This is a genomic window from Robertkochia aurantiaca (assembly GCF_020166495.1).
Classification (GTDB): Bacteria; Bacteroidota; Bacteroidia; order Flavobacteriales; family Flavobacteriaceae; genus Robertkochia; species Robertkochia aurantiaca.
This window is the reverse complement of the sequence record NZ_JAINZS010000006.1, coordinates 134,955-161,799: the sequence shown is the minus strand read 5'-3', so window position 1 is coordinate 161,799 and position 26,845 is coordinate 134,955. Positions and strand designations below refer to the sequence as shown.

The window sequence follows — 26,845 nt, the reverse complement described above, 5'->3', positions numbered from 1 at the left end:
TCACCATAACATAAGTAGGTTAAGTTCATGGTAAGATTTGGGGCAAAAAAGGTCGGTTACTAAACCGGCCTTTTTATTTATATCCGTTTTTGATCTGAATAATTTTGCTCTCCCCTCCTATATTTGTTCATCTAGCCTGATAAAATCCATTTATCTGATTTTCAGACTTTTAAACTGGTTTTTGAGGCGCCGAATACAGGGTGATATACATTTACATCACCATAACATAAGTAGGTTAAGTTCATGGTAAGATTTGGGGCAAAAAAAGCCGGTTGTAAAACCGGCTTTTTATTTTTAGGGAAATAGTTCCTGACATTATAGCGTAACTTTCCATCCGTCGCGATAGGATCCGTTCACCCACTGATTCGCTTTGTCATAGTTAGTGATATTCATGGCCTCACCATTCCATTTCAGCACTTTCCTTCCCGGGTAATGATATGGATCCCAGTCATTGGGACCCTTGCCTTCCTTCAGTTCCTTATACTGATAAGCACGTACTGCCAGATTCCCCATAAGCACAGCTTCAGTAAGCGGCCCTGCATATGAGAAGGGAGATGAAGCCTCTTCCTTGCCCATACATGCATTTACGAAATTATGATAATGATCTTTCTTTACCCGTTTCAGATAAGGCTTTGGCCTTGGGGCAATCTTGTCTTCATAGTACTTAAGGATTCTCGGGTTTTCTGAATAGGTATCTACTACCATCACACCCCGGTCACCGTAAAATATACTTCCTCCTCCTGAATCTCCCATCGTCTCATCATCGGCCATATGTTCCGGTCTCGAAGGCATCAATCCTCCATCATACCAATTCAGGGCTACATCGCCATGTTTATCGCTTTTAAACTTTAAGCGCACCACAGAAGAAGGAGGTGGAGACTGATCAAAATCTGCTTCCACAAAATCTCCCTCCCAGACGGTGGTACAGCTGGCTTCAGCTTCATAAGGATATTTCAGGTCGAGGGCATTAAAAGGGGTTTCCATTATGTGACATCCCATGTCGCCAAGTGCGCCGGTTCCGAAATCCCACCAGCCACGCCATTTGAACGGCAGATATGCCGGACTGTAGGGACGATATGCTGCAGGGCCCAGCCAGAGATCCCAGTTCAGACCCTCCGGTACGGCTTCAGGCTGAGGGACCTTCCCCATACCCTGAGGCCAGACAGGCCTGTTCGTCCAGCAATCGACCTTGTGAACTTTTCCTATTACGCCGCTTTCCATCCATTCCCTGGCAGTTCTTATACCATCGGTAGAACTCCCCTGGTTCCCCATCTGGGTTATAATACCTCTTTCCCTGGCTACCCTGGTCATCATTCGGGCCTCACTGATATTGTGAGTCAGCGGCTTTTCAACATAGGCATGCTTTCCGGCTTGCATGAAAGGCAAGGCAATGGCAGCATGTGTATGATCAGGAGTGGCTACCGAAAAGGCATCGATTTCTGAGAGGTGATTTTCATAGACCTTTCTGAAGTCTTTATATCTTGGTACCTTTTCAAATTGTTCATAGGTTTGTTTTGCCCGTCGATCGTCAACATCACAGAAAGCCACAAATTTCACCTTGTTGGTCTTGTAAAGTTCCCGCAGAACGCCATTGCCACGACCTCCGACTCCTATGGTGGCCATGTAAAGGGTATCACTGGGAGCGGTGTGATTATTACCGCCTAGTACAAAAGAAGGCACGATATAAAATGTACCTGCCGCAGCAGATGCCTTCCTGATAAAAGAACGTCTTTTCATAATTGAGTTAGCGTGAAGGTTAATGATCTGGAAGTTACAAAATTCTCAGAGCTTCAAAATAATTATCTCAATTCGTAATTTTTCCATAATTTTGGAATATGTCCGAATTATTAGATTTTAAAGGAAGAGGTGCCCAGCAGAAAGCCCCCAACCGATTTGAGAAGCATTTGCATCAATGGGAAACAGAATTCCTGGAACATTGTTACAAAGAAGGTGAGGAAGACCCGAGAAAGGTAAAAACGAAATACCTGGAGGTATACCCTAAAAGTATCGTCAATAAGGTGAACAGCCCTGACGTGGGAATGACCTACTCCCTGAACCCCTACCAGGGCTGCGAACACGGCTGTATATATTGCTATGCAAGAAACAGTCATGAATACTGGGGGTATGATGCCGGGGTAGATTTCGAAAGCCGCATTCTTGTCAAAAAGAATGCTCCGAAGTTACTGGAAAAAAAGCTGTTAAGTCGAAACTGGAAAGCCCGAACGATCGTACTTTCCGGCAATACCGATTGCTATCAGCCAGCCGAACAGAAATTCCGCTTAACCAGGGCCTGCCTGGAGGTATTCCTGAAGTATGAACACCCTGTGGGAATCATTACCAAGAACGCTGCCATATTAAGGGACCTCGATATTTTAAGAAAGCTGGCAGAAAAAAACCTGGTTGTGGTAAACATATCTGTCACTACCCTCGAGGAACGCACCCGCCGCTTACTGGAGCCTCGTACGGCCAGTATTCAGAGAAGACTGCAGGCGGTTGAAACGCTTTCGGGTAACGGCATACCCGTCAGGGTGATGATCGCGCCCATTATTCCGGGTATTAACAGCCATGAAATACTTCCGATTGCAAAAGCGGCAAAGGACAAAGGCGCCAGCTCGATCGGGTTTACCGTGGTTCGGTTAAACGGTGCCATCGCCGACATCTTCACTGACTGGATTCATAAAGCGATGCCTGCGAGGGCCGAAAAGGTACTGAACCAAATAAAGGCCTGTCATGGCGGGCAACTCAACGACAGCAGGTTCGGTATTCGCAACCGGGGTGAGGGGGTGCTGGCCTCTCATCTTCACAAGCAATTTGAGATCGCCAGGAACACCTATTTTTCAGATACGGAAACCCCACAGCTCAATCACGGAAGCTTCGAATCCATGAAGCAAAAGCTGCGCCATCACCCGGATCAATTAAGCCTTTGGTAATCACCGGTCACTGACGCGCCTGAGCCATAACGGGCTTCTCCACCTCATTTTTCTTTTCCTTTTCCACACCCCTGCCATAGATCTTTCGCTTCAGCCAGTGACTCATATAAAACAAGGTCGGAACGATGATCAGGGTCAGGAAGGTCGCCACAAACAATCCGAAAATAACCGTCCATGCCAGAGGACCCCAGAAGATCACGTTATCACCTCCGATATAGATATCCGGATCAAAATTTGAGAACAGGGAGAAGAAGTCGATATTCAAACCTATTGCCAGAGGAATAAGCCCCAGAATGGTTGTAATCGCCGTGAGCAAAACGGGACGCAAACGAGCTCTTCCACCCTGAACGATCACATCTTTGATATCTTCATCTGAAAGCAGCTGATCTTCATCCATACCGAGTTCCAGTTTTTTTCGGTCGATCAGGATCTGGGTATAGTCAAGCAGTACCACTCCGTTGTTCACAACGATACCGGCAAGTGAAATAATACCCATCATGGTCATCATGATCACAAAAGACCATCCGGTGATCATCAACCCGCCGAAAACCCCTATGAGACTCAGAAATATGGCCAGCATTATAATAGTGGGTTTCGAAATCGAACTGAACTGGAATATCAAAATGAACATGATCAATCCGAGACCGGCAAAGAACGCTCCAAGCAAAAATTGCATCTGTTTGTTCTGTTCTTCGATTTGTCCGGTATAATCGATATCGATCCCCTCCGGCTTATCAAAGTTGAGCATTTCACTTTCTATTTTATTCACAATGGCCTGGGCATCGGTAAAGCCGGGAGCCAGACCTGAATAGACGGTAACGACCCTTTTCAGATCCCGGTGCTTGATAGCGCTGAATGAAGAGGTGTTCTTCTGTCTGGCCACCGTACTCACAGGAACCTGTTTCAGGCGACCGGTTGCAGGATCCCTGAAGATGATATCCTGGTTGAACAGGGCACTTTTGTCATACCGCAGATCTTCGTTGAACCGCACATAGATGTCATAGTCTTCGCCTTCATTCTTATACACTCCCGCCTTTTCACCGAAAAGCGAGCGTCGAAGCTGGTTCCCGACCTGCCCCACGGCAACGCCCAGTTCTCCTGCCTTCTGACGATCTACCTCGACCACCATAAGCGGCTTGTTCTTGTTCACATCGATCTTCAATTCTTCGATACCTGCGATATTGCGGGTATTGATAAACTCCCGCATTCTTTCAGCGGTATTGATCAGTTCATCATAATCTGAGCCTTTCAGTTCGATGTTGATAGGATAACCTGCCGGTGGTCCGACCGCATCTTTCTCTACTGAAATAGCCACCCCGGGATAAACTCCTTTCAGGGCTTCCTGTATTTTCTGACGCAGCTTTTCACTGTCTTTGCCTTCGCGAAATTTGTATTCTCTCATGGTGGCCTTGATCTTGGCCCTGTGCGGCATTTCGGCAGCCGAACCTCCATCTGTCATGGGGTTTCCGGCACCTTCCCCCACCTGAGACACCGCAGATTCGGTGAGAACATTATAATCACCATTGGTATATTCATCAGAGTTGATAACCTCGTATACCTTATCTTCGATCTCCTCAGTTATGCGATTGGTCTTTTCAATATCTGTCCCTTCCGGGTATTCGATATAGACTATGATCTGATTCGGAATATTGTCAGGGAAGAATTCGACCTTAGTTCTTCCGCTGCCCAGAGACGATCCGAACAACATGAACACCACGATCAGTATAGCAAAGGTTCCCCCGACGAAAAATAGCGGCTTATATCCCCGAAGCGCATATTTCAGAAAATTCTGGTAACTGCTTTCGAGTTTATTCAGGGTCACGCGTTGAAAGCGATTCGCCCATTGTTTGATACCATAGCGGTATGCCCAGAACAAAGCTGCGGTGACTATCATAACAGATCCAAGGCCTCGCATGGGTCCGCCGAAAATGAGTATCAACAAGCCGGGGACTCCTAAAAAGAGACTTAGCCTGATCAGCTGCTTTCTGCTGAGTACCTTTTCACCTGTCTCCATGAACTGTGAGACCAGCATGGAGTTCATAAATATGGCCACGAACAGGGAAGAACCCAGCACTACCGAGAGGGTAATAGGGAAAAAGATCATGAAATCACCCATGATTCCCGGCCAAAGCCCCAGGGGTACAAAAGCCGCTACCGTTGTAGCCGTTGATATTATGATGGGAAAAGCGATCTCACCGATACCTTTTTTCGCAGCTTCGGTCCTTGACATTCCTTCCTCATCCATCAGGCGATATACATTTTCCACAACCACGATTCCATTATCCACCAGCATCCCGAGACCCATGATGAGTCCGAAGAGGATCATGGTATTAAGGGTATATCCAAGTCCCTGCAGTATCATAAACGACATGAACATCGACATGGGTATGGCAAAGCCCACGAAAAGAGCATTTCTGAAACCGAGGAAAAACATAAGAACGATCACCACCAGCAGTACCCCGAAAATAATGTTGTTGACCAGGTCGTTTACCTGGTTCAGCGTTTTGGTTGACTGGTCGTTAGCGATACTGATATTCAGATCGGGCGGGTAGTAAGAAGCTTTTGCCTCCTCGACCAGGTCGGCGATCTTCTCTGCCGCATCGATCATGTTCTTCCCTGATCGTTTTTTTACATCGAGCATAACCACGCTCTCACCGAACTCACGGGCATAGGTGGTTTTATCTTCTTCATGAAAATATACGTTGGCAATATCGCGCAGGTAAACTGCACCGTTCTGTGATTTTACCACAAAATTATCAAGCTCTGAGGGCTTCTCGATCTCACCCATAATCCTGATAATTCGGCGCTGCCCCGAGCTGACTATATTTCCGGCAGACATGGTTACGTTCCCGTTTCTTATGGCATTGAGAACATCATCAAAATTGACATTGGCAGCCATCATCTTATACACATCAACGGCTACCTCAACCTCCTTTTCCTGGGCGCCCCTGATATCTGCTTCCTTGATCTCCGGCAGGTCTTCTACCTTATCTTCCAGATATTCGGCAAATTCCTTTAAGCGATCCACGGGGTAATTCCCGCTAAAATTGATGTTGAGTATCGGAATCTCTTCAGAAAGGGTCAGGTCGAAAACATTCGGCTCTACCTTGGCCCCGTTAAATATAGGCCAGTCTTCACCGGCTGTCTTGGCGTCTACCTCATCTTTTACTCTTTGCTTGGCTAACTCAACCGTAATATTCTCATCGAATTCAACCGTGATGATCGAATAATCTTCCTGTGAGGTGGAGACGATCTCGACCACGTTGCTTAGATTCTTCAATTCATCTTCGAGCGGATCGGTAATGAGCCTTTCTATATCCTCAGCCGTATTGCCAGGATAAGGCGTACTGATATAGATCTTGGTCTCGGTTACCTCAGGAAAGTTCTCCCTCGGAAGCGTGTAATAGGCTGATATTCCCAGAACCAGGAATACCGCGATCAGCACATAAATTGTCGTGCTGTTATCGATCGCCCAACTTGACAGACTAAATTCCTTATCTGCATTTTTCTTCATCTTACTCATAAGCCTATCTGTTTAAGATTTTAACACGCTGTCCTTCCCGTACATTACGGGCTCCTTCCTCGACTACGCGGTCTCCGGGCTCTATGCCCTTAACCACCTCTACAAGGTCACCCTGTGTCTTTCCGGTTTCGATCACGGTACGTTTCACCACGGCCTCTCCTTTCTCATCTACCTCACCGGCCAGGTAAACGAATTGTTCTCCGGCTGCATTTTCGATAATAATGCTTTGAGGGATCAGGATAGCGTTTTGATTGGTATAATCGTTAAGCTTAACTCTTGCTGTAAGATTGGGTTTAATATTGTCTCCTTCCTTCGGAACAGCCACTTCGACCTTGAACGAGCGGTTCTCAGGATTGATATAATTACTTGCCTGCTTCACCTGCGTCTCGATTTCCTTGTTCAGAACCGGAAAGAAAGCTTTCACCTCGGTTCCTTTTTGAATATCCGGAATATAGGTTTCAGGCACTTCGATATTGATATGCATATCATCAAGATTCACCAGCCTGAACATCGGTGTTCCGGGCCCTACGTTACTTCCTTCCTCGCTGATAACCTCATCAATGGTACCGGCAAAGGGAGCTGTTACGCGTGTTTTTGACAACTGACTTTCCAGTTGATCCAGGGAATTCTGCATGGATTCATACTGAGACTTTGCCTGCAGGTACTGCATTTCTGAACCGATATTCTGCTCCCACAGATTTTTCTGACGTTCAAAGGTGGTCCTGGCCAGGTCTGCCTGCACTCGCATCTGTGCCAATTGTGCCGAAAGTCCGCCATCGTCGATCTCAGCCAGCAGTTCGCCTGCCTTTACGGCCTCACCTTCATCTACAAGCACCCGTTCGATCATCCCGCTGTATTCTGCGTTGATCACGATATTCTTTCGGGTATTCACATTTCCCTGAAGTTCGATGAAATGATTAAATACAGTATCTCTGGCAGTCAGAGTTGTTATCAGGGGCAGGTTTTGAATCGTATCCAGATCGCTGATCGCCTGGTCGATCTTGCGAAGGTCGGCCTGTAAGGCATCGTAACGCTCACTCAGCGCCTGTCTCTTTTCTTTCAGGGCCGAAAGGTTACCTTGCTCAATAAGGTCTTCAAACGATGCCTGTTTACTGTCTCCGCATGAAACGAATGTGATGAATGCCAGGGTTATAATAGTTATCTTTTTCATTGTCGTGTTATTGATCTTAATCCAGTTGGGTATTTCTAAAATCGGGGGTGTTCAATATGGTTTCCAGTTCCGCTTTGCCTTTGATCAGCTCGAACATCGATTCGATATACTCACGCTGCGCGGTATACAACTGAGTCTGGGCTTGCCGAAGTTCAAAGCTGCTCGCAATTCCTTCGCGAAACTTGATCTGATTCTTTTTTTCGATGCGTTCTGCCAGGTCAAGGTTCTGTTTTGATATCTGGTAATTTTCTATGGCATAACGGTAGTCACTTCTTGCGGTATTCAGTTCGAGTTCGATCTGCTGTACTGTCTCACGAAAACTCGTCTTCGCCTGTTCATAAGCGATTTTAGCCTGCTGGGTTCGTGCACTTCGCTGAAGGGAACTGAAAATAGGAATATTCATGCTTACCCCCAGTATCGACGACTGATACCAGCGGGTTTCCGTATCGAAGAATATAAAGTCATTATCAAAAGCCTGGGTGCCGTAATTCACAAATCCGCTCAAAGTGGGCAGGGCACGGCTTTTCTCAAGCTTTAGTTCCAGGGCCCTCTGTTCATTGAGATTTCTTGCGATCTTATAATCGACGTTGTTCTCGAAATCAAGAGTAGTGTCAATCAGTTGGAGACTTACGTTATCGATCGCCAGGGAGTTCAGGTCGTCTTCGAATATCACATCAGCCTCAACGGGTATCCCCAAAGCAAGATTAAACATCTGCCTGGCAATTGAAAGATACCTTTTTCCGTTATTCAGCTCATTTTCCACCTGCAGGTAGGTGACCTGCAACTGCTCTACGTCTTCCTCCTCGGCAAAGCCGTTCTCATAAGTTATACGGGTCTCTTCAAGGTTATCGGCCAGGGTGTTCAGGTTTCTTTCAAGGATAGATACATTCTCTTGCGCAACCAGCACTCCTCCGTAGGCATTGATCACCCCTTTGCGTACCTCGAGCATGGTCTTTTCATTAAAGTTCTGGCTATAGTCCAGAAAGGTGCTTGCAGCTTCCAGAGCTACCAGGTAAGACCCGTCGAAAATAAGTTGTCTAAGGGTAGCTGTAAGCGACATCTGTTGTTTCACGCCAAAGACCACAGGCACAAAGGTTCCCGGCTCACCCCCAATGATCTCTGCAGGAAGCGGGGTCACGGGTTGCTTTAACTGGTTCTGATAGTCGACAGCCCCGTCGATCTGCGGAAGACCGGTGGCGGTGGTTTCCCATTTCTGCTTTAAGGCGCGGGCAATATCCCTGCGGGAATTAATGGTGGTATAACTGCTGTCAATTGCAAAGTTCACCGCTTCCTCAATGGTAAAGCTATAGGTTCTCTCCTGCGCACTGAGACCCAGACCGGCCAGCAGCAGCATAAGACTTAAATATCGTTTCATTCCTTAGTAACTGATTTGTGCTCGTTCATAATTGCATCTAATACTTTCAGGCCTTTCTCTGTGGTGATGGCCCTAAGATGATACTCCAGGAAACTTTCCTGCAGATAATCCATTGAAAAACTCTCAGGCGGAAAAACATCTTCGTCTTTGATCCCGCTGATACCCTTGAAATAAAGACGGGTCACAAAACCGACATCGAGGGTACTCCGGTAAATACCCATTTCAATGCCTTTTTGCAGGTTTTCAGAGACGTTCTTCAGCATAAGCTGAAATTGTTTCCACATAAGCTCATCGTAGATGCGGGGGTAGTATTTCTTTAACTGGTAGTGCGGTGAAGAGCGTTCGTTCTTTAAATGGCGCATGATATAACGCTTAAAATTGTATAGCTCCTCTATCGGATTTTCCGCAGTGTCGTGTATCGCCTGTATGCCATCACATATCGATTCGTAGATGTGAAACACAGAGGCTTCGACCAGCTTGGTTTTATTGTTATAATGCTGGTAAATGGTTTTTTTTGATATTCCCATTTCCGAGGCAATATCATCCATAGTCACGCTTTTAAAGCCGTATGACAGGAACATTTCAGCACTTTTATCCAGTATGGCGTTCTTCATAGTAAGCACAAAACTACATTGGAAACTTTAAAAACAAAAAAAGTTTCCTAAGGTTTACAGTTTTTTAACATTCGGTTTATATGGCAAGGGAATCGAAATATGGTATTTTAGCACAAAAAATAGTCTATGCTGACCTTAACAGAATACCGGGAGGTCTTTACCCGGTACCTGGATCAAAATATCGCCAGACAGGAACCGCTGAATCTTTATGAACCCATGGTCTATATCATGAACCTCGGCGGGAAACGCATCAGACCTTCCCTTACCCTGATGGCCTGTGAGATGTTTGGCTCCGACTATCAGAAAGCATTGAACGCCGCCCTGGCCGTAGAGGTCTTTCATAATTTTTCGCTGGTACATGATGACATCATGGATGACGCACCTTTGCGCCGTGGTAAGGAGACGGTACATGAGAAGTGGGACATCAATACAGGGATCCTATCAGGTGACGTAATGCTCATAAAAGCCTATCAGCTCTTTGAGAATTATGAGCCTGAGATCTTCCGGCAACTGGCGGCCCTCTTCAGCAAGACCGCAGTCGAAGTTTGCGAAGGACAGCAATACGACATGGATTTCGAGAACCGGGACGATGTAAGTATCGGTGAGTACCTGAAAATGATCACCTATAAGACAGCCGTCTTACTGGCTGCTGCTCTCAAAATGGGTGCGATCATCGGCGGGGCTTCTCCAAAAAACGCCGAATCCATTTACGCTTTCGGCCTCAATCTCGGAATCGCTTTTCAGTTAAAAGACGATTACCTCGATGCTTTCGGCGATCCTGAAAAGTTCGGAAAACAAGTTGGGGGTGACATTATTGAAAATAAGAAGACCTATCTCTACCTGAAGGCTATTGAAATGCTTCCGCAGAAAGATGCCGATCAACTAAAACACCTTTACACTATCGCACCGGCCGACCCCGAGCAGAAGATCATCTCGGTAAAGGAGCTGGTTACGGGCAGCGGCGCTGACCGGATTACCCTCGAAGCCATCGAATCATATACGCAAAAGGCTCTCGACATACTTGATTCTATTGAGTGCGAGGAAGACTCTAAATCGCGTTTCAGAGATTTTGCTCAGCAGTTGATGACCCGCAAGGTCTAGAACCCACCTGAAATTCTTTTTAGTAGGGCCTTCAGAAACGGAGGTGTTGGCGTCGTAAGAATAATTCGGAGTTCATCTGAAAGCCGGGTACGATTATCGAGAAACCTCATGATCTTTGATACCGGATTGTTTTTGAACATCATTCCAAAGATCTTTTTTCCCATTTCGTTGCGATGGTATAACACATCAATCAGCAAGAGATCATAATACCAGAACCGATCCCTTTTCGGGAAACGATGCAGCGGCAGGTCTTTTTTCATGAATTCTGAAAGCCTTTCAGAATAGGTGATCGTATTCATAAAAGTATAGCCGGTGCTTGGTTTGGTCCATCCGCCTGCCGTACCGATATGCAGCAGATCCCTGCTGTTTTCCTTTTCAAAGGGGTAACAGGTCATCGGGATGCGGCCCTGTTCCTTTTCGACTATAGTGTACTGCCCTGCTCCCAGATCATCCAGATAGTCGCGTATGCTGTTTTCATATTCCTGTTCCTCCAGCGTTTCGGCAGAAAACAAGGTATACTCAACCAGCGCATAATTGGCACTGAAAGGGAGCACATACATAAACCGGGTGTTGCCTTTCTGCGGAACAGAGAAATCCATAAAAGTCATGCGGGCGGGATCAAAGACAGGCTTTTCAGTTTCGACGAACCATCCGATAAAATGCTGAAGGATCAGCGGATAACGCTGCTGTTTCAATACGGGACGTGCATCCAGGATACTGTTGAGGCACCTGTGTGCTTCCCGATATCCCTGATCAGTTTTCACCCTGACACCACCGCTTTCCTTTTCTTCTATCCCTTCAACATGAGCCTGAAGAATTTCGATGTTATTTCGCTTGCCGATAACCGATCGCATATACTCATAAAAAGGCTTGCTACGCAGCATTTTGTAGCGGTAAGGAGCGAATTCGAATTCCAGTTCCTGATCAGACCTGAAAAGCCCCTGCTCCCATGTGTGAAAGAGTATGGAGTCAAATTCACCTTTTCCTTCCTCCCAATAACACCAGGTACGGTCGTTCTCACGCTTACCACCTTTTTCAATGATAAGAATCTCTTTATCGTCATACCACGAATCACGGGCGAACCGATACGCCATCAAAAGGCCCGATGCGCCACCGCCGGCGATGATATAATCATAGGTTTTCATTCAGCTGTAAACGCTTTACTTCAGCTCATGAAGATAGGTAATTATAGCTGTTTTCCTGAGTTATAAAACAATAAAACCTTACAATTCACCACAGGATTTTATATTTGTAAAAAGACCTGATTTTTATGAGACACACGATTATACTCCTTTACCTGGGCTTGTTCTGCCTGAATGTAACAGCACAACAACAAACAAATTTCGATTACCTGGATGTGTTTAAACTGGAATATGCCTCTGACCCACAGATCGCTCCTGACGGAGAGCATATCGTCTATGTGCGCAACGGGTTCGATATCATGAAAGACCGGCGGCAGGGTACACTTTGGTTATTAGATACCGATTCAGGCACCCAACTGAAACTGACCGAAGGACAAAATTGGGAATCTTCACCGGCCTGGTCCCCTGAGGGAGACCGCATCGCCTATATCAGCAGTACCGACGAAGGGGCTGAGTTGTTCATCTACTGGGTTGATGCCGGGCGTTCAGCCAGGATCTCCCAATTACCTGAAAGTCCGTCGCATCTTACCTGGTCACCCGACGGTTCTCATATAGCCTTCAGCATGATGGTTGATGAGAAAGCCCCGGTGATCGCCGGAATGCCCGAAAAGCCCGAAGGTGCTAAGTGGGCAGGCACCCCACGAATAACCGATCGTCTCAAACATGAAGCAGACGGAAGAGGATACCTGCAACCGGGATACAGGCAACTGTTTGTCATCCCCGCCATCGGGGGCAGTGCACGGCAACTCACCCGGGGTGAACGAAATTTTTCGGGTCCCCTGAGTTGGTCACCCGATGGAAGATCGATCTATTTTTCTGCCAACCTCAATGAAGACTGGGAATATGATTTCGTAAACAGCGAGATTTACCGGCTTGATGTTCAAACCGGAGAAACAACGGCACTTACCGATCGTAAAGGCCCGGCTGAGTCTCCGGTGGTATCTCCCGATGGGAGCATGATCGCCTTTACCGGCTTTGAAGACAGGGTACAGACCTACCAGGTAAGCGAGCTTTACCTGATGAACCTGGAATCAGGCGAGATACGATCCCTCACGGGTGATCTCGACAGAAGTATTGACCAGGTAAACTGGGCTGCCAACGGTAAGGGCCTGTATTTCACCTACGATGATTTCGGGAACAGTAAGGTCGGTTATACCGACCTTAAAGGGTCGACAGAAGTGATCGCTGATAACCTGGGAGGCACCAGCATAGGACGGCCGTACCCTGGCGGATCCTATTCTGTTAATGAAGAGGGAGAGATCGCCTTCACCTATACCGATCCTCATCATCCGGCAGAGGTTGCCTTTACCTCGGGCAAAGGAAAAATCAAAATTCTCACCGGACTAAATGACGATATTCTGTCCCACCGAAAGCTGGGAGAGGTTGAAGAAGTGCGTTATACCTCTTCGGTTGATGGCAGGGAACTTCAGGGATGGATCGTAAAACCCCCACATTACGAAGAGGGAAAAAGCTATCCGCTGATCGTTGAAAATCACGGCGGACCGATTTTGAATTACGGAGATCGGTTCTCGGCAGAAATGCAGTTATACGCTTCCGAAGGCTACCTGGTATTTTACCCGAATCCACGCGGGAGCACCTCATACGGAGAAGAATTCGGAAACCTCCTATACAACAACTACCCGGGCGACGATTACCAGGATGTAATGGATGGTGTTGACCATCTTATCGGCAAGGGTTATACCAGTGAAGACCAGCTGTTCGTTACCGGGGGAAGTGCCGGGGGTATCATGACTGCCTGGATCATCGGCAAGAACAATCGTTTCGAAGCCGCCGTTGTGGCCAAGCCTGTTATGAACTGGATCAGCAAAACACTGGTAGCTGATAATTATTATGGGTATGCAAATTACCGCTACCCGGGTCAGCCATGGGAAAATGTAGAGACCTATTGGAAGTTCTCACCTATTTCCCTCGTTGGAAATATAGAGACTCCGACTATGGTGATGGTGGGTATGGAAGACCTGCGCACCCCGCCAAGCGAAGCCAAACAACTGTATCACGCCCTCAAAATCAGAAAAAAGGAGACCGTGCTGGTCGAAATACCTGAGGCTTCGCATGGAATAGCCAGCAGGCCCAGCAACCTGATCACGAAGATCAAACACACAGTGGCCTGGTTTGAAAAGTATAAAAAATAAAAAAGGGATATACCTACATGTGGTCAGCCTTGTCTAATTAACAAATCGCTAAATCAAATTAATTAAACAGTTTCGGATGTTATCCGGGTCTTGTTAACCTTTTAGTTGGAAGGTTATAACAAATGCTGACAATGCAAGGGTATATCCCCTGTATCTGTAACTAATGATAAGAGGGGGGTGCTTAATTGCCCCCTTCTTTTATATAGCCCCATCCCTGCTTTTGCTTGGCCACCAGTTCCAGTATTCCATCCGGAACGGTTTCTACGCCGGGTATAAGGGCGGTCTTATCTATCTTATGACGTTTCATGGTCCCTTCACAGACCTTGAACGAAATATTATCACGGCCGGAAAGCTCTTCAATATCGGCAGCTACGGTCGATTTTCCCGGCAATACCATATCGATGGAACCTCCGTACATGACCATCTCGAACTCTGATTCGGGATAGGCTTGCGACATCATTTTAATATGTCGAACGGCCGATTCCTGGGTCTTTACATTATCACTGGTTACGTCAAAGACGATCTTCACGGGCCTTACACTCTCCTGTGCAAAGGCGTGATAACCGATCATCAATACGAATAATAGCACTACTTGTCTCATCATACTGTCATTAAGACTATTCACCTGCAAAAATGTAACCACAATTCTTTTCCTGGGCGCGTGTAAGTGCCCAAACTCCTGAAGGAACGATCTCGATTCCGGGTATCACAGCTGCTTTCCAGTCCTGGTATACCTTGTCGGCCTCCAGTCCCATCTTTTGTGCAGCAAAACCACCATACACCTTCAATGCCAGGTCACATACACAGAACATGGCACCACGTTCCTGCAATTGTTTGATTCCCTGAATTTCATCAACGGGAAAATCGCCCTTTTGCGGCATATAGGCCATATTGCGCAGGGCCGGGTTTCCGGTCTGATTATCATTGATCTCAAAGAACTCCCCTAACTTATATTGCTTCCAGGCTTCGTCATTTAAGGCGAATGGTATGGCACTATGCCTGAGCACACATACGGCAGTCATGTCTTCATCGGGGGTGTCGGTCATATTGTTGGTCATGTAAAAAACGTAGGTCCAGGCGATGGGCAAACCCTGGTGGGGAGTAGAACCGTCATAGACCACACGGTGGCTCCCTTTGATCTTATCAAACCAGCTTTCGCTGTTGATCAGGTCTTCTTTTTTTACAGACAAGGCTTCCTTTGCCATCAGTGGCCCGGCTAAAAGGGAGAGACTTACTCCCGTAGCACCCAGGGCCATGGTTTCCATGAATCCTCGTCTGGAATTTGGCTGTCTGAATTCCATAATACTGGTTTTTGGTTGTTTTGAAAAACACCAAAGCAAAGCAGTGATTTATGGAGTGATTAAAAAGGAGAGTAAAGGTAACGAAAAGTATGGTTCACACCAATTTAATCGGTTGAATTTCAGATAAATAGATGTAAGTCGGGAAATTATCGATATCAGGGAGCAGCCGCAGAAGTATGGTCACTGATAATTACCCATTCATCACCGAATTTTCGCCAGACCAGGGTAAAATACCCACTGAGGTCGCCAATGCTGCGGCTCAGCTCGAATTTACCGATCATTTGAGCCACAGAAGGTGCTACTTGCTGTAACCTTATAACGGTAAAACCGAGTTTCCCCATGGCGGTGGTATCGGGGTAATTGCGTAAATACCGGTCTTTGGTATTCTGCCATCCGAAGACCGGACCACCTGAACCTGTGAACGATAAGCTGTCTGATTTCCAGTATCCTTCCATAAATTCGGGTATATCACCTTTGTTCCATGCCTTCTGCTGGTTCCCGAGAATCTCCATAATGGCTTCACGGTCTGAACGAGTAATGGATTGTTGTGCATTCACTGCCACTGCGGTGAAGAACAGGGTTAAAATAAGTAAAGTCGCTTTTTTCATATCCTTTAGAATTACGATTAGAGGTCAACCAGGTCCAGGGTTCGGTCAAGGCGGGGCATACTGGGCCACTCTTGTTCCCCCGCCTCTGAATAGACCTTGATCATTCTCGTTTTGTATTGTTCCAGCAATCCATGTACCAGGGTAAATTTTACAGCTTCATCGAATGAGCGCGCCATACTGTTATAAAAGGCATCCCTGTTCAGCTGCTTTTCCTTATTAAAAGTCTGAGCGATCTCCAGGTTATACCACATCAGGTCTGCCACCAGCATGGGAGAAACACCTATCTTGATAAAATGCCGCAGGTATTTCTGGGCTACGGAAGGCCGGGCTCTGGGCCTGCGTCGCTTGGTGGGGAAATATTCTTCAGCGATTTTGGTTTTCGCCTCATTGATCAGTTTATCCTCCTGTGGATTGAAAACAAAATCATAGTAGACCTTGACCTCTTTAAACTCTTTATAGAGATGAAGGATCTGTTCCCTGAGTTGTTGCTCATCCAGTTCCTCCAGGTATTTCTTCAGTGCTTTCTTAGACATGCAATTTATTCTTTCCCTTTGGTTTCGGGTCGTTTCCAGCGAATGGGTGCATCGGGCTCCGGCCTCGGTTCGAATTCGTTTCCTTCCAGTAATCTCAAGGCTTCCTCAACCGCCCTTTCGAGCTGTGGGTCTCTGCCTTTCAATACTTCAGCAGGAGTTTGTATCACTTCGATATCAGGAGCTACTCCTTCTCCTTCAACGGCCCATTCTCCACCGATATCATAGAAACCACCCCTGGGTGCGACCATCCGGCCACCGTCGATGAACCTCGGGGTATCCCAGGTTCCCACGAGACCTCCCCAGGTACGGGTACCTACAAGGGGTCCGAGTTCAGCAGCCCTGAACATATAGGGTAACAAATCTCCACCCGATCCGGCTCTTTCATTTATGATCATCACCTTAGGCCCCCAGATACCTGCCATAGGTGTGGTCCAGGGCCTGTGATCATTGGTCTTGCTGTTAAAATAACCGAACAGTTGTCTTGACATAATGTCGATCATATAATCTGCTGCAGATCCGCCTCCATTATTCCTCTCGTCTATGATCACACCTTTTTTATCCTGTTGCGAAAAGTAATATCTGTTAAAAGAAGTAAATCCGCTTCCCGACGTATTCGGAACGTATACATACGCCAGCTTCCCTCCTGAAAGTTCGTCTACCTTCTTCCGGTTCGACTCGATCCAGTCGATTGTACGCAAACTCCTTTCACTTGAAACAGGCTTGATCATGAGTTTTCTTCGGTCCTTTCCTTCAGGAGAAGACGATACTTCTATCTGAATGGTACGCCCCGCTGTCTGCTCCAGCAAACGATACGGATTATCTGCAGCTTCCAGTTCCCTGCCATTGATCGAAAGCAGGTAATCACCCGGATTAACATTCAGTCCGGGCAGGGCCAGGGGTGCGTCTGCACCGGGATTCCAAAGACCACCATCGTAAATTTTATCGATCCGGTACCGCCCCCTGTCTGTAACCAGGTCGCATCCCAGCAAGCCAACCGGAACCCTGTCTATGTCTGGCATATCACCTCCCGAAACATACGAATGCCCCACTGAAACCTCTCCACTCATAATATCGACCACATAGTTCAGGTCTGTACGGTGTTTTACATGATCGATCCATGGCGAATACCATTCGTAAATGGTATCCCATGGCGCACCGTGAACATTATCGACATACAGGAAATCCCGCATGAAGCGCCATCCTTCCCTGAAAATCTGGTGATACTCTGCCCGGGGGTCTACCTTGAGACGAACATCAATACTGAGTTTTCCTTCGGTGCTTCCCTTCACAGAACCTTTGGTCTTATAGATTCCCCAGCTCTCACCCTGTCGCAAAAGGATATGCTTACGGTCAGAAGACACTACGCTTTCATTCACATTGGCTGCAAACTCTTCGGCTTCCTGCTTTTTCACGTCATAGAGGTGCATAATCGCTCCACCGGGATTCTCTTCAGATACCTGTGAAATGAATACCTGTCCTTCCTCAGCAGGAAAGAGGGCAGTATACGAAGCCGCCTGCAGCTGCAGCGGAATAATCCTGTTCCAGAGACCGTTTTCATCGATCTTCACAGTCACCGCCTGCGTTTCTTCTGCTCCCTTCTTTTTATCCTTACCGTTTTCTTTTTTGTCTTCTTCTTTTTCTGCAGTCTCTTCATCGCTCTCGGGAAGAATCGGCGCCTTATCTGAAGCAGAAAGCACCAGGCAATAAAGGTTACGACTCACATCGGGATCGTAGGAACTCATATCAAGCCAGCCCGAATTGAGACCGTAATCGGTACTGCCCAGAAAATAAAGGTATTTCCCGCCGGCGTCCCATACCGGGGTGATGCAATCGGCGATCCCTTCTGTCAATTGCAACGTTTTTCCTGTTTCAATATTATGTGCAAAAACAGCTTTAAAATGACTTTCCAGCTGTCTGGAATAGGCGATCCATTTACTGTCTGGCGACCAAACGGGATTCATCGCCCTGTTCGGATGCGCGTAGCGATCGGTGGCAATGATCTGTTGCTTTCCCGTGGCGACCTCAACGGTAATAATGTTGTAATCGGTATCGGTAAATGCCAGGTATGTACCATCGGGTGACCAGGCCGGTTCGAAATAAAAGGTGGCATTATCGAGGGTGATAAGCTTCTCCCGATTCCCGAACTGATCTGCTATCTGAAGTTTATACTCTCCATCTGCATCGGTAAACCAGGCTACCTTATCTCCTTTGGGAGACCATACCGGGCTTCGATCGGCGATCCCGGGGGTATTGGTAAGGTTACGCCAGGAGCCTTTCTCGCGGGGAACAGAGATGATCTCCCCCCGGTATTCGAATATGGCACGCTGACCCGTAGGTGAAATATTCGCGTTCGACAAGTCTGCAGGCTTCACCTCTTCCCAGCGCGGACGAGAAAAATTCATATCTCCTCTCACCGTGATGCTCAGCTTTTCAGTACGCTCACCATCCGGATCAAGGAAATGCAGGTAACCTCCCTGTTCGTAAACGATCCCGTTATTCCCTGCATCCAGGCTCTTGACATCGAATTGAGTATGAAAAGTATGTTGTTTCTCTTCTGCTGTTTTGGGGTCATACGACCAGATATTGGCAGCATAGTCCCTTTCAGAGATATAAAACACCTTTCCCTTGTACCAGACAGGGTCCAGGTGCCTCTCTCCCGTAGGTTGTGGGGTACGCTGTAATTCTTTGGTTTCCATATCCACGATCCAGATCGGCATGGCTTGTCCGCCCCTGTAATTACGCCATTCGGGATCCCAGAAAGTAATGGGTACATAGGCGATCATCGATCCATCTTCCGAAAGTTCTCCGTAAGCTGCTCGTGGGATAGCAACTTCTTCCGGGAAATTTCCTTCGGTATCAACGGTATAAAATTTGTTCAACCGGGTAGGATGTGCTTTACGGTTGGAACGAAAGAGAATTTTTCCGTCAGGACTCCACCCCTGCACATAATCTGCAGCAGGGTGCCAGGTCAGACGCCTGGGGCTTCCCCCTTCCGAAGGCAGGAGATACACATCAGTATTGCCCTCATATTCGGCGGTAAAAGCGATCTGTTTTCCGTCAGGAGAAAAATGTGGCAGGCTTTCGTGACCTTCATTACTGGTGAGTCGCACGGCTTCTCCCCCGGAACGAGATACCCGCCAGAGATCATTGGCATGTACAAATACGATGTGCGTGTCACTCAGAGTGGGTTCCCGCAACAACCGGGTATCCTGAGCGTTGAGAAAATTAAGCAAAAGAAGAGCTGAAAAGGTTGGCAGCAATTTCATGAATAGTACAGGTAAAGGTTAATGGAGATGGAAAGTACTAAAAAATGCTTCAGCTACCAAAGCTGCAAAACGAACGAAGTAAGGGAAAAATCAGAAACCTCAGTGACAACCGCAGTCGTCGGAGCCGCAGGCTTTCTTTTTACCGTTCAGGGGAGAACGAAAAGTCTTTGGCAAAAGGAATTTCTTTACCAGATAGCCGGCAGCCGCCAGCAGGGTGGCATAGACCAGTATTTGTTGTATGATCTCATTGGTTATCATACTGCAAAAATAAGCATTCACACCGTCACAGCCTGAGATTTAAGACAATTTAAGACTTTACCTCTGCCTTCTTAACCAAGGTTTTATTGGTCACAAGCGGTTTTGCGGTCAGGGCGATGTACACTATATAGATCAAAGGAAGAAAAAGAAAGTGCAGGGCAGGTTTGAGTCCGAAAATTTCTCCAAGGAAGCCAACGATAAATGGAAGAACGGCCCCGCCTGCAATACCGGTACACAAGATACCGGAAAAGCTTCCGTGATGATATTTCACCGAGTTCAACGCAAGGGAAAAGATAATCGACCACATGACCGAAATAAAGAATCCGACGGCGGGGAAGGCCCATAACGCCACCTCAGCTGAACCGTATAGTGCAATTACCAGTGAGACCACCGCCAGGGAGGTAAAACCGGTCAATACCCGTCGGCTGTCGAAAAGACGCACCAGAACCAGTCCCAGCAAACAACCCAGGGTCAGCATTCCCCAGAAATAGGAAACAGTGGCAGCCCCTCCGGTCTGAGGGTCGACCATATGATAAGTCTTTAGAAAGGGAGAGATCCAGTTTCCCACCCCCTGTTCGACTCCCACATAAGCAAAGATTCCGAAGAAATAGAACCAGGTCAGCCTGCTGCCGAACAATTTCTTAAAAGAAGTCAGTGCTCCCATCTTTTCGTCTTCTTCCAGGGTCATTTTGGGGTATCTCAAACTGCTCACTACCAGTACCAGCACCAAAGAGATCAGCACAAACAATGCATACATACCCGCCCAGGGCAGATCAGAAGGCACCCATGAAGTAAACCAACCGAGTTCCTTTTCACGAACCATACTGCTGTAGACCCACGGACTCAGGAACGAAGCCAGACCAAAGACCAGTTGGGCCACCAGCGAGTAAAAAGCAAAATGCTCCTTTCCTCCCGCTATGCGCAGCAGCGGATTGATCACCACCTGAAGTACCGCCATACAACCGCCCATTACAAACAGGGTGAACAGAAAATTCGGGTAAGCCGGGAAAAACACGAATACTGAAGCAGCCAGGGTCATGATCAAAAATGAGATAGTCAGCACACGACGGCTGCTGTATTTCTGCGCCATGAATCCGCCGGGGATCGACATGACCCCGTAAGCCAGAAAGAAGGACAAAGGCAGAAAACCGGTAGCTGTAAGAGAGAGATTATAGCTGTCTTTGACGGCGGTAATGATCGAGTTAAGAATATTGGTCATGAAGGAGATGACAAAGAAAATGAGCATCACCAGTAAGATCATCCCGTAGTATGGAGGTCGCTTTGCATTCAGGGCCATAGGGCAGTATTTGTTACTAAGATACTAAAAAGCCCTAAGCGGAAAGAAGGAACTATTTCAGCAACTGATACGCAATCAGTGCCACCACATAGGCAAAACCACTCATGGCCAGCAATTGCATCACGGGCCATTTCCAGCTGTTGGTCTCGCGTTTCACGATCGCAAGTGTACTCATGCATTGCATGGCAAAGGCGTAAAACAGCAGCAGGGAAGCACCTGAAGCCAGGTTGAAAAGCGGCTCTCCGGTCTCTTCATTCACTTCTGAACGCATGCGGTTCTTAATGGTTTCTTCTTCGTCGCTACCTACACTATAAATAGTAGCCAGGGTTCCGACAAAAACCTCCCGGGCAGCGAAAGAGCTGATCACCGCTATCCCGATCTTCCAGTCATAACCCAGGGGGGCTATGGCAGGCTCTATGGCCTTTCCGGCGATCCCTATCCAGGAGTTCTGAAGTTTATACGATGCTATCTTGGTGGTCAGTTCGTCTTCAGAAAGGTTCTGACCCGCCGTTTTTTCGGTCACGATTCTTCCGGCCTCTTCGAAATCTTTACCCGGACCGTTCGACGCCAGGAACCACAATATGATCGAAATGGCCAAAATGATCTTTCCTGCTCCGAAAACGAATGACTTGGTCTTTTCGACCACCGTGATAAAAACGTTCTTGAAGAGGGGGAGTTTATAGCTGGGCATCTCAACCACGAAAAAAGAGCGACTCTTTATATCGAGCACCCGGTTCAGGATCCAGGCAGAGAATACCGCCATCCCGAATCCCAGCAGGTAAAGTGCCATCAGGGTGAGCCCCTGTACATTCATTCCCAAAAACCGCTGATTTGGTATGACCAGGGCAATAATGATCAGGTAGACCGGCAATCGTGCTGAACAGGTGGTAAAAGGCGTAACCAGGATTGTGATCAGTCTCTCCTTCCAGTTCTCGATATTACGTGTCGCCATGACGGCAGGAATGGCACAAGCCGTTCCTGAGATCAGGGGCACCACGCTTTTTCCGCTTAGTCCGAAACGGCGCATCACCCGGTCCATTAGAAATACCACGCGACTCATATACCCGGTCTCTTCAAGGATGGCGATAAAGAGGAAGAGAAAAGCGATCTGCGGTATGAAGATCACGATACCTCCCAGCCCGGGGATCACTCCTTCGGCTATCAGGTCGGTAAAGGCTCCATGCGGAAGATTATCGCCCACCCATTCGCTCATGGAAGCGAAAAGGGAATCGATAAAATCCATCGGATAGCTGCTCCAGTCATAGATAGCCTGAAAAATGGTCATCAGGATCAGGAAGAAGATGACATAGCCCCACACCTTATGAGTGAGTATACGGTCAAGAGTAGCTCTGAACCCTTTGGCTGCAAAGCGGTCGACCTTATATCCTTCTTTTAAGACCCCGTTGATAAACTGGTACCGGAGGATGGTCTCCTTTTGCTGCAGACGGCGTAATTCAGAATCAGATTTGGTAGAGAACCCGGAGCGGTCTTTGATCAGGTTCCTGTCTACATTGGCGAAGTTCACATCCTGGGTGATAACCAGCCAGAGTTTATAGATATTATGTTGCGGATACGCTTTGCGCAAACCGTTAAAGTACTCGGGATCGATCAGCGATGCATTCACACATGGCTCAGTCGAAAGATGCTTGTAATCGGCAATAAGTTCCTTGACACGGTCGATACCTGTACCTTTTCGGGTGCTCACCACGGCAATTTTGGTGTTGAGGCGTTCCTCCAGTATCTCCTGATCGATGGTAATACCTTTTCGCGACATGCGATCGGCCATATTGATTACCAGTATAGTGGGGATCTCCAGATCTTTGATCTGGGTGAACAGCAAGAGGTTACGCTTCAGGTTTTCGACGTCGGTAACCACGATGGCCACGTCAGGAAAATCTTTATCATTCTTATTAAGGAGAAGTTCGATCACCACGTTCTCATCGAGAGAAGTGGCATTCAGGCTATAGGTTCCGGGCAGATCGAGTATATGCGCTTTTACTCCGCGCGGTAACTTACAGATGCCTTCTTTCTTTTCTACCGTAATGCCGGGATAGTTCCCTACTTTCTGGTTGAGACCGGTAAGCTGATTGAAGACAGAGGTTTTTCCGGTGTTCGGGTTTCCGATAAGGGCAACATTGATCTGTTTACTCATTACAAGCTGGATTCATTTAGCCGGTCGATCTCGATGTGAAGGGCGGTTTCTTTCCTGATCGCCAGAAACGATCCGTTTATATTGAGATATAAGGGATCCTGAAAAGGGGCGAATTGAATAAGCTCTACCTCATTGCCGGGCAGACAGCCCATTTCCAAAAGCTTGATAGGCACCTTGTCGGTCACTACTTGCCTGATAATTCCCTTTTCTCCCCGCTTCAGATGTGCTACCGTCAACTTCAACGCTTATTTAGATTGATTTTAAGTAAGCAAAAGTAACACAAAAAATAGGTTTGGGAAAATAAATGAGAGTTTAAGATACGGGAGGCCGACAGACTTACTTACTGAAAACTGTTATCAGAAAAGCGGTGATAACGTGATTTCTTTGCAGTATTACCGCATACCGAAGGTTATCGTAGTCCAGTTCGACACATAGTCGAGTTCTGTCTCTTCAGATTCCTCCATATGAATAGTAGCCAGATACCAATCTCCGGAGGAATCGGCCTTTATGCTCACCATGCCATTCTCATCGGTCACAGCGGTTCGTTCTTCAGCCATATTGCCGTACTTCATATAACCATATTGAACAATTTGTTCTCCCAGAGGCTTTCCGTAGCTGAGCAATTGAAACCGTATTTGGTCTCCCACAGCAGTGTTATAAGGGTTATCCTTGGGCACGAATTCAATGGGGTATCCCATAATAGCTGTAAAGTTTTCTGTCTTGCTGTTTCCCACTTGCAAAAGGGTCTTTACATGTTTTGAGTAACGCTCCCTTACAGGATTTTTATTGGCTCCATTCATCATTCGACTTTGCCGCGTGGTCAGCAATCCCTCATGTACGAGGTAATCATCAAAGTCTTCTGCAGACAGTTCGATCTCCCTGGGAAGTGTGGAAACCCCTACCACATAGGTTCCTTCAGAGGAAGCGGTAAAGGGAAAATAGGTTTTAGTTTCATCCTGACTGAAGATTTCAGAAGAAATCGCTTTTGAATAATCAGGACCTGTGATCTTTGCATTGGTAATGCGATCTGAAGTAATACTATTCTCGCTGACTGCAAAAGTTCCGTTGAAGAGCTGAAGCTCATAAGTGTCTCCCGGGTCCAGGAAGTAACTCTTTGATTTTATAAAAAGTTCATGAGATGAAAATAGCATGCCCAACAGGACGAAAACAAATACCTTTTTCATTGCGCGATGTTTATTCTAAAATAGTAGTTATAAACATCAGGAATTTCTGAAAATCGACTGAAGATCAGTTATTTTCGATATTCCCGCTTCAGGATCTTCAGATCTTCCAGTAACTTTTCGATTTCCTCTTCTTTGGTACCGTCATAGAAGCCGCGTATACGATTCTCTTTATCGACAAGAATAAAATTCTCGGTGTGAATCATATCGAAGGGTCCGCCATCGCCGGTGGTCTTCACCGCCAGGTAACTCTTTCGCGCCAGTTCATAGATCTGTTTCTTGTCACCTGTTACCAGGTTCCATTTACGATCGTCCACTCCCTTTTCGATCGCATATTTCTTGAGCTGAGCGACCGAATCGATATCAGGGGTCACCGAATGCGATAGCAGTTTCACCTCAGGATCGTCTGCCACAGCCTTTTGAATATCGACCATATTATCGGTCATAATGGGGCAGATGGTCGGGCAGGTGGTAAAAAAGAAATCGGCCACATAAATCTTATCCTGATAGTCGTTTTCTGTGATGGTATCGCCATTCTGGTTCACCAGGCGGAAGGGAGCGATGGTGTGGTATTTTCTTTTGAATTGTATGGTGGTATCGACCAGTTCCGGATTCACCATGGAGGGCTGGTATACCGGAAGTTTCTGTTCAGGCTTCAGAGCCTTGTAAAACAGGTAAATAATAAGCCCTGACAGCAGGGCCAGGAACACAAAAAAGAATTTATAACGGGCAAAAAATTGTCTCATCACATATCGGGAATCATCATGCGGTTGCAAAATTACAACATACATAGATTTGATTGCTAATTCTTTATTAAATGAATCATAAAATACCGGAGAGGCAGGGTTTTAGTTATGGTAATCTGGCATAAAACCTTACTTTTGTGCGTTTTCAGAATTTAACAATATACTATGGGCCCTATTGCCGTAAAAACGATACAACTTTTCTTAAGCCTTTCTATACTGATCGTCCTGCATGAAATGGGACACTTCATTCCTGCCAAGCTTTTTAAAACACGGGTGGAAAAATTCTTTTTGTTCTTCGATGTAAAATACGCCCTTTTCAAGAAGAAGATCGGCGAGACCGTATATGGGATCGGGTGGCTTCCGCTGGGAGGTTATGTGAAGATCTCGGGAATGATCGACGAGAGCATGGATAAGGAACAAATGGCTCAGGAACCCAAACCGTGGGAATTCCGTTCGAAGCCGGCCTGGCAGCGACTCATAATCATGTTAGGCGGGGTAACCGTAAACCTGTTGCTCGGATTCCTTATATATATAATGGTCTTGTTCGTTTGGGGAAGCAACGAATTGAAATCAGAGGATCTGCCTTACGGACTGGCAGCTGCAGAACAAATAGAACCATACGGTTTCCGGGATGGTGATAACATCATAAGTGTTGACGGAAAGCCATTGGATTTTGTACTGGACATCAACCGGATACTACTGGTTCGCGGAGCTGACGAAGTAGAAGTGCGTCATCTTGACGGCAAGACAGAGGTATTACAGCTGCCTGACACTTTAGGTACTTATTTATTTAAATCAGGAGCGCAGTTTCCACTCACTCCGAGGTTTGCCTCGGTCATAGACAGTCTGGAACCCGGTTCTGCGGCCGAGGCTGCCGGAATTCTTCCCGGTGACAAGATCGTTAGTATTGATGGGCAGAGTGCAGGTTACTGGGATGAATTTACCGATGCGGTACGCAGCAATGAAGGAGACCCCATGCAGGTGGTGATCGACCGTGATGAAACAGGGCTCGACACCCTGATGATAACCCCAAATGAAAGTAAGGTGATCGGGGTATACAACAGTCCGGAGCTTGGGGTTGACTACACCAAGCGGGAATACAGCCTGGCGGAAGCCATCCCGGCGGGAATCACTTTCGGGTATCACACCCTGACCGATTATGTGCGGTCTATGAAATTCATCTTTACCAAAAAAGGCGCCACAGAAGTGGGCGGTTTTGGAACCATTGCCAAACTTTTCCCTGATACCTGGAACTGGCAGGGCTTCTGGTTATCGACGGCTCTGATCTCGATCATCCTGGCCTTTATGAACATACTGCCGATCCCGGCCCTGGATGGCGGGCATGTGATGTTCTTGTTATACGAGATGATCAGCGGAAGAAAACCCAGTGAGAAATTCCTTGAATATGCACAGATGGTAGGCTTCTTCCTGTTAATAGCCCTGTTGTTATACGCCAACGGAAATGACATCTACCGGGCAATTTTTGAATAGGCG

21 protein-coding genes are annotated in these 26,845 nt (G+C 47.0%); 4 read left to right on the top strand and 17 right to left on the bottom strand.

The genetic code is table 11. The features are described 5' to 3' along the window. Positions 1-315 precede the first annotated feature (315 nt). The gene (locus tag K7R10_RS11945) at positions 316-1,737 is read right to left on the bottom strand and encodes a Gfo/Idh/MocA family protein (RefSeq protein ID WP_224484951.1); all 1,422 of its coding nucleotides are present in this window, start codon (positions 1,735-1,737) and stop codon (positions 316-318) included. Positions 1,738-1,835: 98 nt separating this feature from the next. Here K7R10_RS11945 and K7R10_RS11940 point away from each other — a divergent pair, with 98 nt between their 5' ends. Continuing rightward, a complete protein-coding gene (locus tag K7R10_RS11940; protein WP_224484950.1) occupies positions 1,836-2,930 on the top strand; it encodes a PA0069 family radical SAM protein in 1,095 nt (364 codons plus the stop codon). A gap of 7 nt (positions 2,931-2,937) precedes the next feature. Here the strand turns inward: K7R10_RS11940 and K7R10_RS11935 are convergent, their stop codons facing one another. Genes K7R10_RS11935 through K7R10_RS11920 form a run of 4 tightly spaced genes read right to left on the bottom strand, consistent with a single transcriptional unit; the run spans position 2,938 to position 9,613 of the window. Next, a complete protein-coding gene (locus tag K7R10_RS11935) occupies positions 2,938-6,453 on the bottom strand; it encodes an efflux RND transporter permease subunit (RefSeq protein ID WP_224484949.1) in 3,516 nt (1,171 codons plus the stop codon). Between the two features lie 4 nt (positions 6,454-6,457). After that, positions 6,458-7,624 (bottom strand): efflux RND transporter periplasmic adaptor subunit, encoded by a 1,167-nt coding sequence (locus tag K7R10_RS11930; protein ID WP_224484948.1) that lies wholly within the window; start codon positions 7,622-7,624, stop codon positions 6,458-6,460. A 16-nt stretch (positions 7,625-7,640) separates the two neighbouring features. Beyond that, on the bottom strand, positions 7,641-8,999 hold the full coding sequence (locus K7R10_RS11925) for a TolC family protein (RefSeq protein ID WP_224484947.1): 1,359 nt from the start codon (positions 8,997-8,999) through the stop codon (positions 7,641-7,643). After that, positions 8,996-9,613: a TetR/AcrR family transcriptional regulator gene (locus K7R10_RS11920; protein ID WP_224484946.1), complete on the bottom strand. Its 618-nt coding sequence runs from the start codon at positions 9,611-9,613 to the stop codon at positions 8,996-8,998. Before K7R10_RS11920 ends, K7R10_RS11925 begins: the two co-directional genes overlap by 4 nt. Before the next feature lie 126 nt (positions 9,614-9,739). Between K7R10_RS11920 and K7R10_RS11915 the strand changes: the two genes are divergently transcribed. Beyond that, positions 9,740-10,714, top strand: a complete 975-nt coding sequence (locus K7R10_RS11915) for a polyprenyl synthetase family protein (RefSeq protein WP_224484945.1) — start codon at positions 9,740-9,742, stop codon at positions 10,712-10,714. Here the strand turns inward: K7R10_RS11915 and K7R10_RS11910 are convergent. Then, the gene (locus K7R10_RS11910; protein ID WP_224484944.1) at positions 10,711-11,859 is read right to left on the bottom strand and encodes a lycopene cyclase family protein; all 1,149 of its coding nucleotides are present in this window, start codon (positions 11,857-11,859) and stop codon (positions 10,711-10,713) included. The two genes, K7R10_RS11915 and K7R10_RS11910, sit on opposite strands and share 4 nt — an antisense overlap. A gap of 125 nt (positions 11,860-11,984) precedes the next feature. On the opposite strand from K7R10_RS11910, the gene K7R10_RS11905 reads away from it, so the two are divergent. Continuing rightward, positions 11,985-14,009 carry an alpha/beta hydrolase family protein gene (locus K7R10_RS11905; RefSeq protein ID WP_224484943.1) on the top strand — a complete coding sequence of 675 codons (2,025 nt, stop codon included), beginning with the start codon at positions 11,985-11,987 and terminating at the stop codon, positions 14,007-14,009. Positions 14,010-14,190: 181 nt separating this feature from the next. Here K7R10_RS11905 and K7R10_RS11900 read toward each other — a convergent pair whose 3' ends face one another. From K7R10_RS11900 to K7R10_RS11850, 11 genes are all read right to left on the bottom strand, one after another. Next, the gene (locus K7R10_RS11900; protein WP_224484942.1) at positions 14,191-14,613 is read right to left on the bottom strand and encodes a DsrE family protein; all 423 of its coding nucleotides are present in this window, start codon (positions 14,611-14,613) and stop codon (positions 14,191-14,193) included. Between the two features lie 13 nt (positions 14,614-14,626). Further along, on the bottom strand, positions 14,627-15,310 hold the full coding sequence (locus K7R10_RS11895) for a Tat (twin-arginine translocation) pathway signal sequence containing protein (protein WP_224484941.1): 684 nt from the start codon (positions 15,308-15,310) through the stop codon (positions 14,627-14,629). Between the two features lie 155 nt (positions 15,311-15,465). Then, positions 15,466-15,918: a YybH family protein gene (locus K7R10_RS11890; protein ID WP_224484940.1), complete on the bottom strand. Its 453-nt coding sequence runs from the start codon at positions 15,916-15,918 to the stop codon at positions 15,466-15,468. Positions 15,919-15,935: 17 nt separating this feature from the next. Next, the gene (locus K7R10_RS11885) at positions 15,936-16,451 is read right to left on the bottom strand and encodes a DUF6155 family protein (RefSeq protein ID WP_224484939.1); all 516 of its coding nucleotides are present in this window, start codon (positions 16,449-16,451) and stop codon (positions 15,936-15,938) included. 5 nt (positions 16,452-16,456) lie between these two features. Beyond that, positions 16,457-19,717, bottom strand: coding sequence for a S41 family peptidase (locus tag K7R10_RS11880; RefSeq protein ID WP_224484938.1), 3,261 nt, complete (start codon positions 19,715-19,717; stop codon positions 16,457-16,459). A gap of 99 nt (positions 19,718-19,816) precedes the next feature. Beyond that, complete coding sequence (locus K7R10_RS11875; RefSeq protein WP_224484937.1) at positions 19,817-19,975, bottom strand: hypothetical protein; 159 nt, start codon at positions 19,973-19,975, stop codon at positions 19,817-19,819. A gap of 49 nt (positions 19,976-20,024) precedes the next feature. Next, entirely contained in the window at positions 20,025-21,272 is a 1,248-nt protein-coding gene (locus tag K7R10_RS11870; protein WP_224484936.1) for an MFS transporter, read from the bottom strand. Positions 21,273-21,324: 52 nt separating this feature from the next. Next, positions 21,325-23,424, bottom strand: a complete 2,100-nt coding sequence (gene feoB / locus K7R10_RS11865) for a ferrous iron transport protein B (protein WP_224484935.1) — start codon at positions 23,422-23,424, stop codon at positions 21,325-21,327. Beyond that, complete coding sequence (locus K7R10_RS11860; protein ID WP_224484934.1) at positions 23,424-23,666, bottom strand: FeoA family protein; 243 nt, start codon at positions 23,664-23,666, stop codon at positions 23,424-23,426. The genes feoB and K7R10_RS11860 overlap by 1 nt, the downstream gene beginning before the upstream one ends. 150 nt (positions 23,667-23,816) lie before the next feature. Next, on the bottom strand, positions 23,817-24,608 hold the full coding sequence (locus tag K7R10_RS11855) for a DUF4198 domain-containing protein (protein ID WP_224484933.1): 792 nt from the start codon (positions 24,606-24,608) through the stop codon (positions 23,817-23,819). A 68-nt stretch (positions 24,609-24,676) separates the two neighbouring features. Beyond that, positions 24,677-25,351: an SCO family protein gene (locus K7R10_RS11850; protein ID WP_224485275.1), complete on the bottom strand. Its 675-nt coding sequence runs from the start codon at positions 25,349-25,351 to the stop codon at positions 24,677-24,679. A 165-nt stretch (positions 25,352-25,516) separates the two neighbouring features. Between K7R10_RS11850 and rseP the strand changes: the two genes are divergently transcribed. Beyond that, positions 25,517-26,842: an RIP metalloprotease RseP gene (gene rseP, locus K7R10_RS11845; protein ID WP_224484932.1), complete on the top strand. Its 1,326-nt coding sequence runs from the start codon at positions 25,517-25,519 to the stop codon at positions 26,840-26,842. Positions 26,843-26,845 lie beyond the last annotated feature (3 nt).

Excerpts from the sequence above, each read along its gene's own strand:
- K7R10_RS11905 (WP_224484943.1), top strand. The coding sequence starts at position 11,985 with ATGAGACACACGATTATACTCCTTTACCTGGGCTTGTTCTGCCTGAAT.
- K7R10_RS11910 (WP_224484944.1), bottom strand. The coding sequence starts at position 11,859 with ATGAAAACCTATGATTATATCATCGCCGGCGGTGGCGCATCGGGCCTT.
- K7R10_RS11930 (WP_224484948.1), bottom strand. The coding sequence starts at position 7,624 with ATGAAAAAGATAACTATTATAACCCTGGCATTCATCACATTCGTTTCA.
- K7R10_RS11885 (WP_224484939.1), bottom strand. The coding sequence starts at position 16,451 with ATGTCTAAGAAAGCACTGAAGAAATACCTGGAGGAACTGGATGAGCAA.
- rseP (WP_224484932.1), top strand. The coding sequence starts at position 25,517 with ATGGGCCCTATTGCCGTAAAAACGATACAACTTTTCTTAAGCCTTTCT.
- K7R10_RS11890 (WP_224484940.1), bottom strand. The coding sequence starts at position 15,918 with ATGAAAAAAGCGACTTTACTTATTTTAACCCTGTTCTTCACCGCAGTG.
- K7R10_RS11875 (WP_224484937.1), bottom strand. The coding sequence starts at position 19,975 with ATGATAACCAATGAGATCATACAACAAATACTGGTCTATGCCACCCTG.
- K7R10_RS11855 (WP_224484933.1), bottom strand. The coding sequence starts at position 24,608 with ATGAAAAAGGTATTTGTTTTCGTCCTGTTGGGCATGCTATTTTCATCT.
- K7R10_RS11935 (WP_224484949.1), bottom strand. The coding sequence starts at position 6,453 with ATGAGTAAGATGAAGAAAAATGCAGATAAGGAATTTAGTCTGTCAAGT.
- K7R10_RS11945 (WP_224484951.1), bottom strand. The coding sequence starts at position 1,737 with ATGAAAAGACGTTCTTTTATCAGGAAGGCATCTGCTGCGGCAGGTACA.
- feoB (WP_224484935.1), bottom strand. The coding sequence starts at position 23,424 with ATGAGTAAACAGATCAATGTTGCCCTTATCGGAAACCCGAACACCGGA.
- K7R10_RS11915 (WP_224484945.1), top strand. The coding sequence starts at position 9,740 with ATGCTGACCTTAACAGAATACCGGGAGGTCTTTACCCGGTACCTGGAT.
- K7R10_RS11870 (WP_224484936.1), bottom strand. The coding sequence starts at position 21,272 with ATGGCCCTGAATGCAAAGCGACCTCCATACTACGGGATGATCTTACTG.
- K7R10_RS11850 (WP_224485275.1), bottom strand. The coding sequence starts at position 25,351 with ATGAGACAATTTTTTGCCCGTTATAAATTCTTTTTTGTGTTCCTGGCC.
- K7R10_RS11925 (WP_224484947.1), bottom strand. The coding sequence starts at position 8,999 with ATGAAACGATATTTAAGTCTTATGCTGCTGCTGGCCGGTCTGGGTCTC.
- K7R10_RS11900 (WP_224484942.1), bottom strand. The coding sequence starts at position 14,613 with ATGATGAGACAAGTAGTGCTATTATTCGTATTGATGATCGGTTATCAC.
- K7R10_RS11880 (WP_224484938.1), bottom strand. The coding sequence starts at position 19,717 with ATGAAATTGCTGCCAACCTTTTCAGCTCTTCTTTTGCTTAATTTTCTC.
- K7R10_RS11940 (WP_224484950.1), top strand. The coding sequence starts at position 1,836 with ATGTCCGAATTATTAGATTTTAAAGGAAGAGGTGCCCAGCAGAAAGCC.
- K7R10_RS11895 (WP_224484941.1), bottom strand. The coding sequence starts at position 15,310 with ATGGAATTCAGACAGCCAAATTCCAGACGAGGATTCATGGAAACCATG.
- K7R10_RS11920 (WP_224484946.1), bottom strand. The coding sequence starts at position 9,613 with ATGAAGAACGCCATACTGGATAAAAGTGCTGAAATGTTCCTGTCATAC.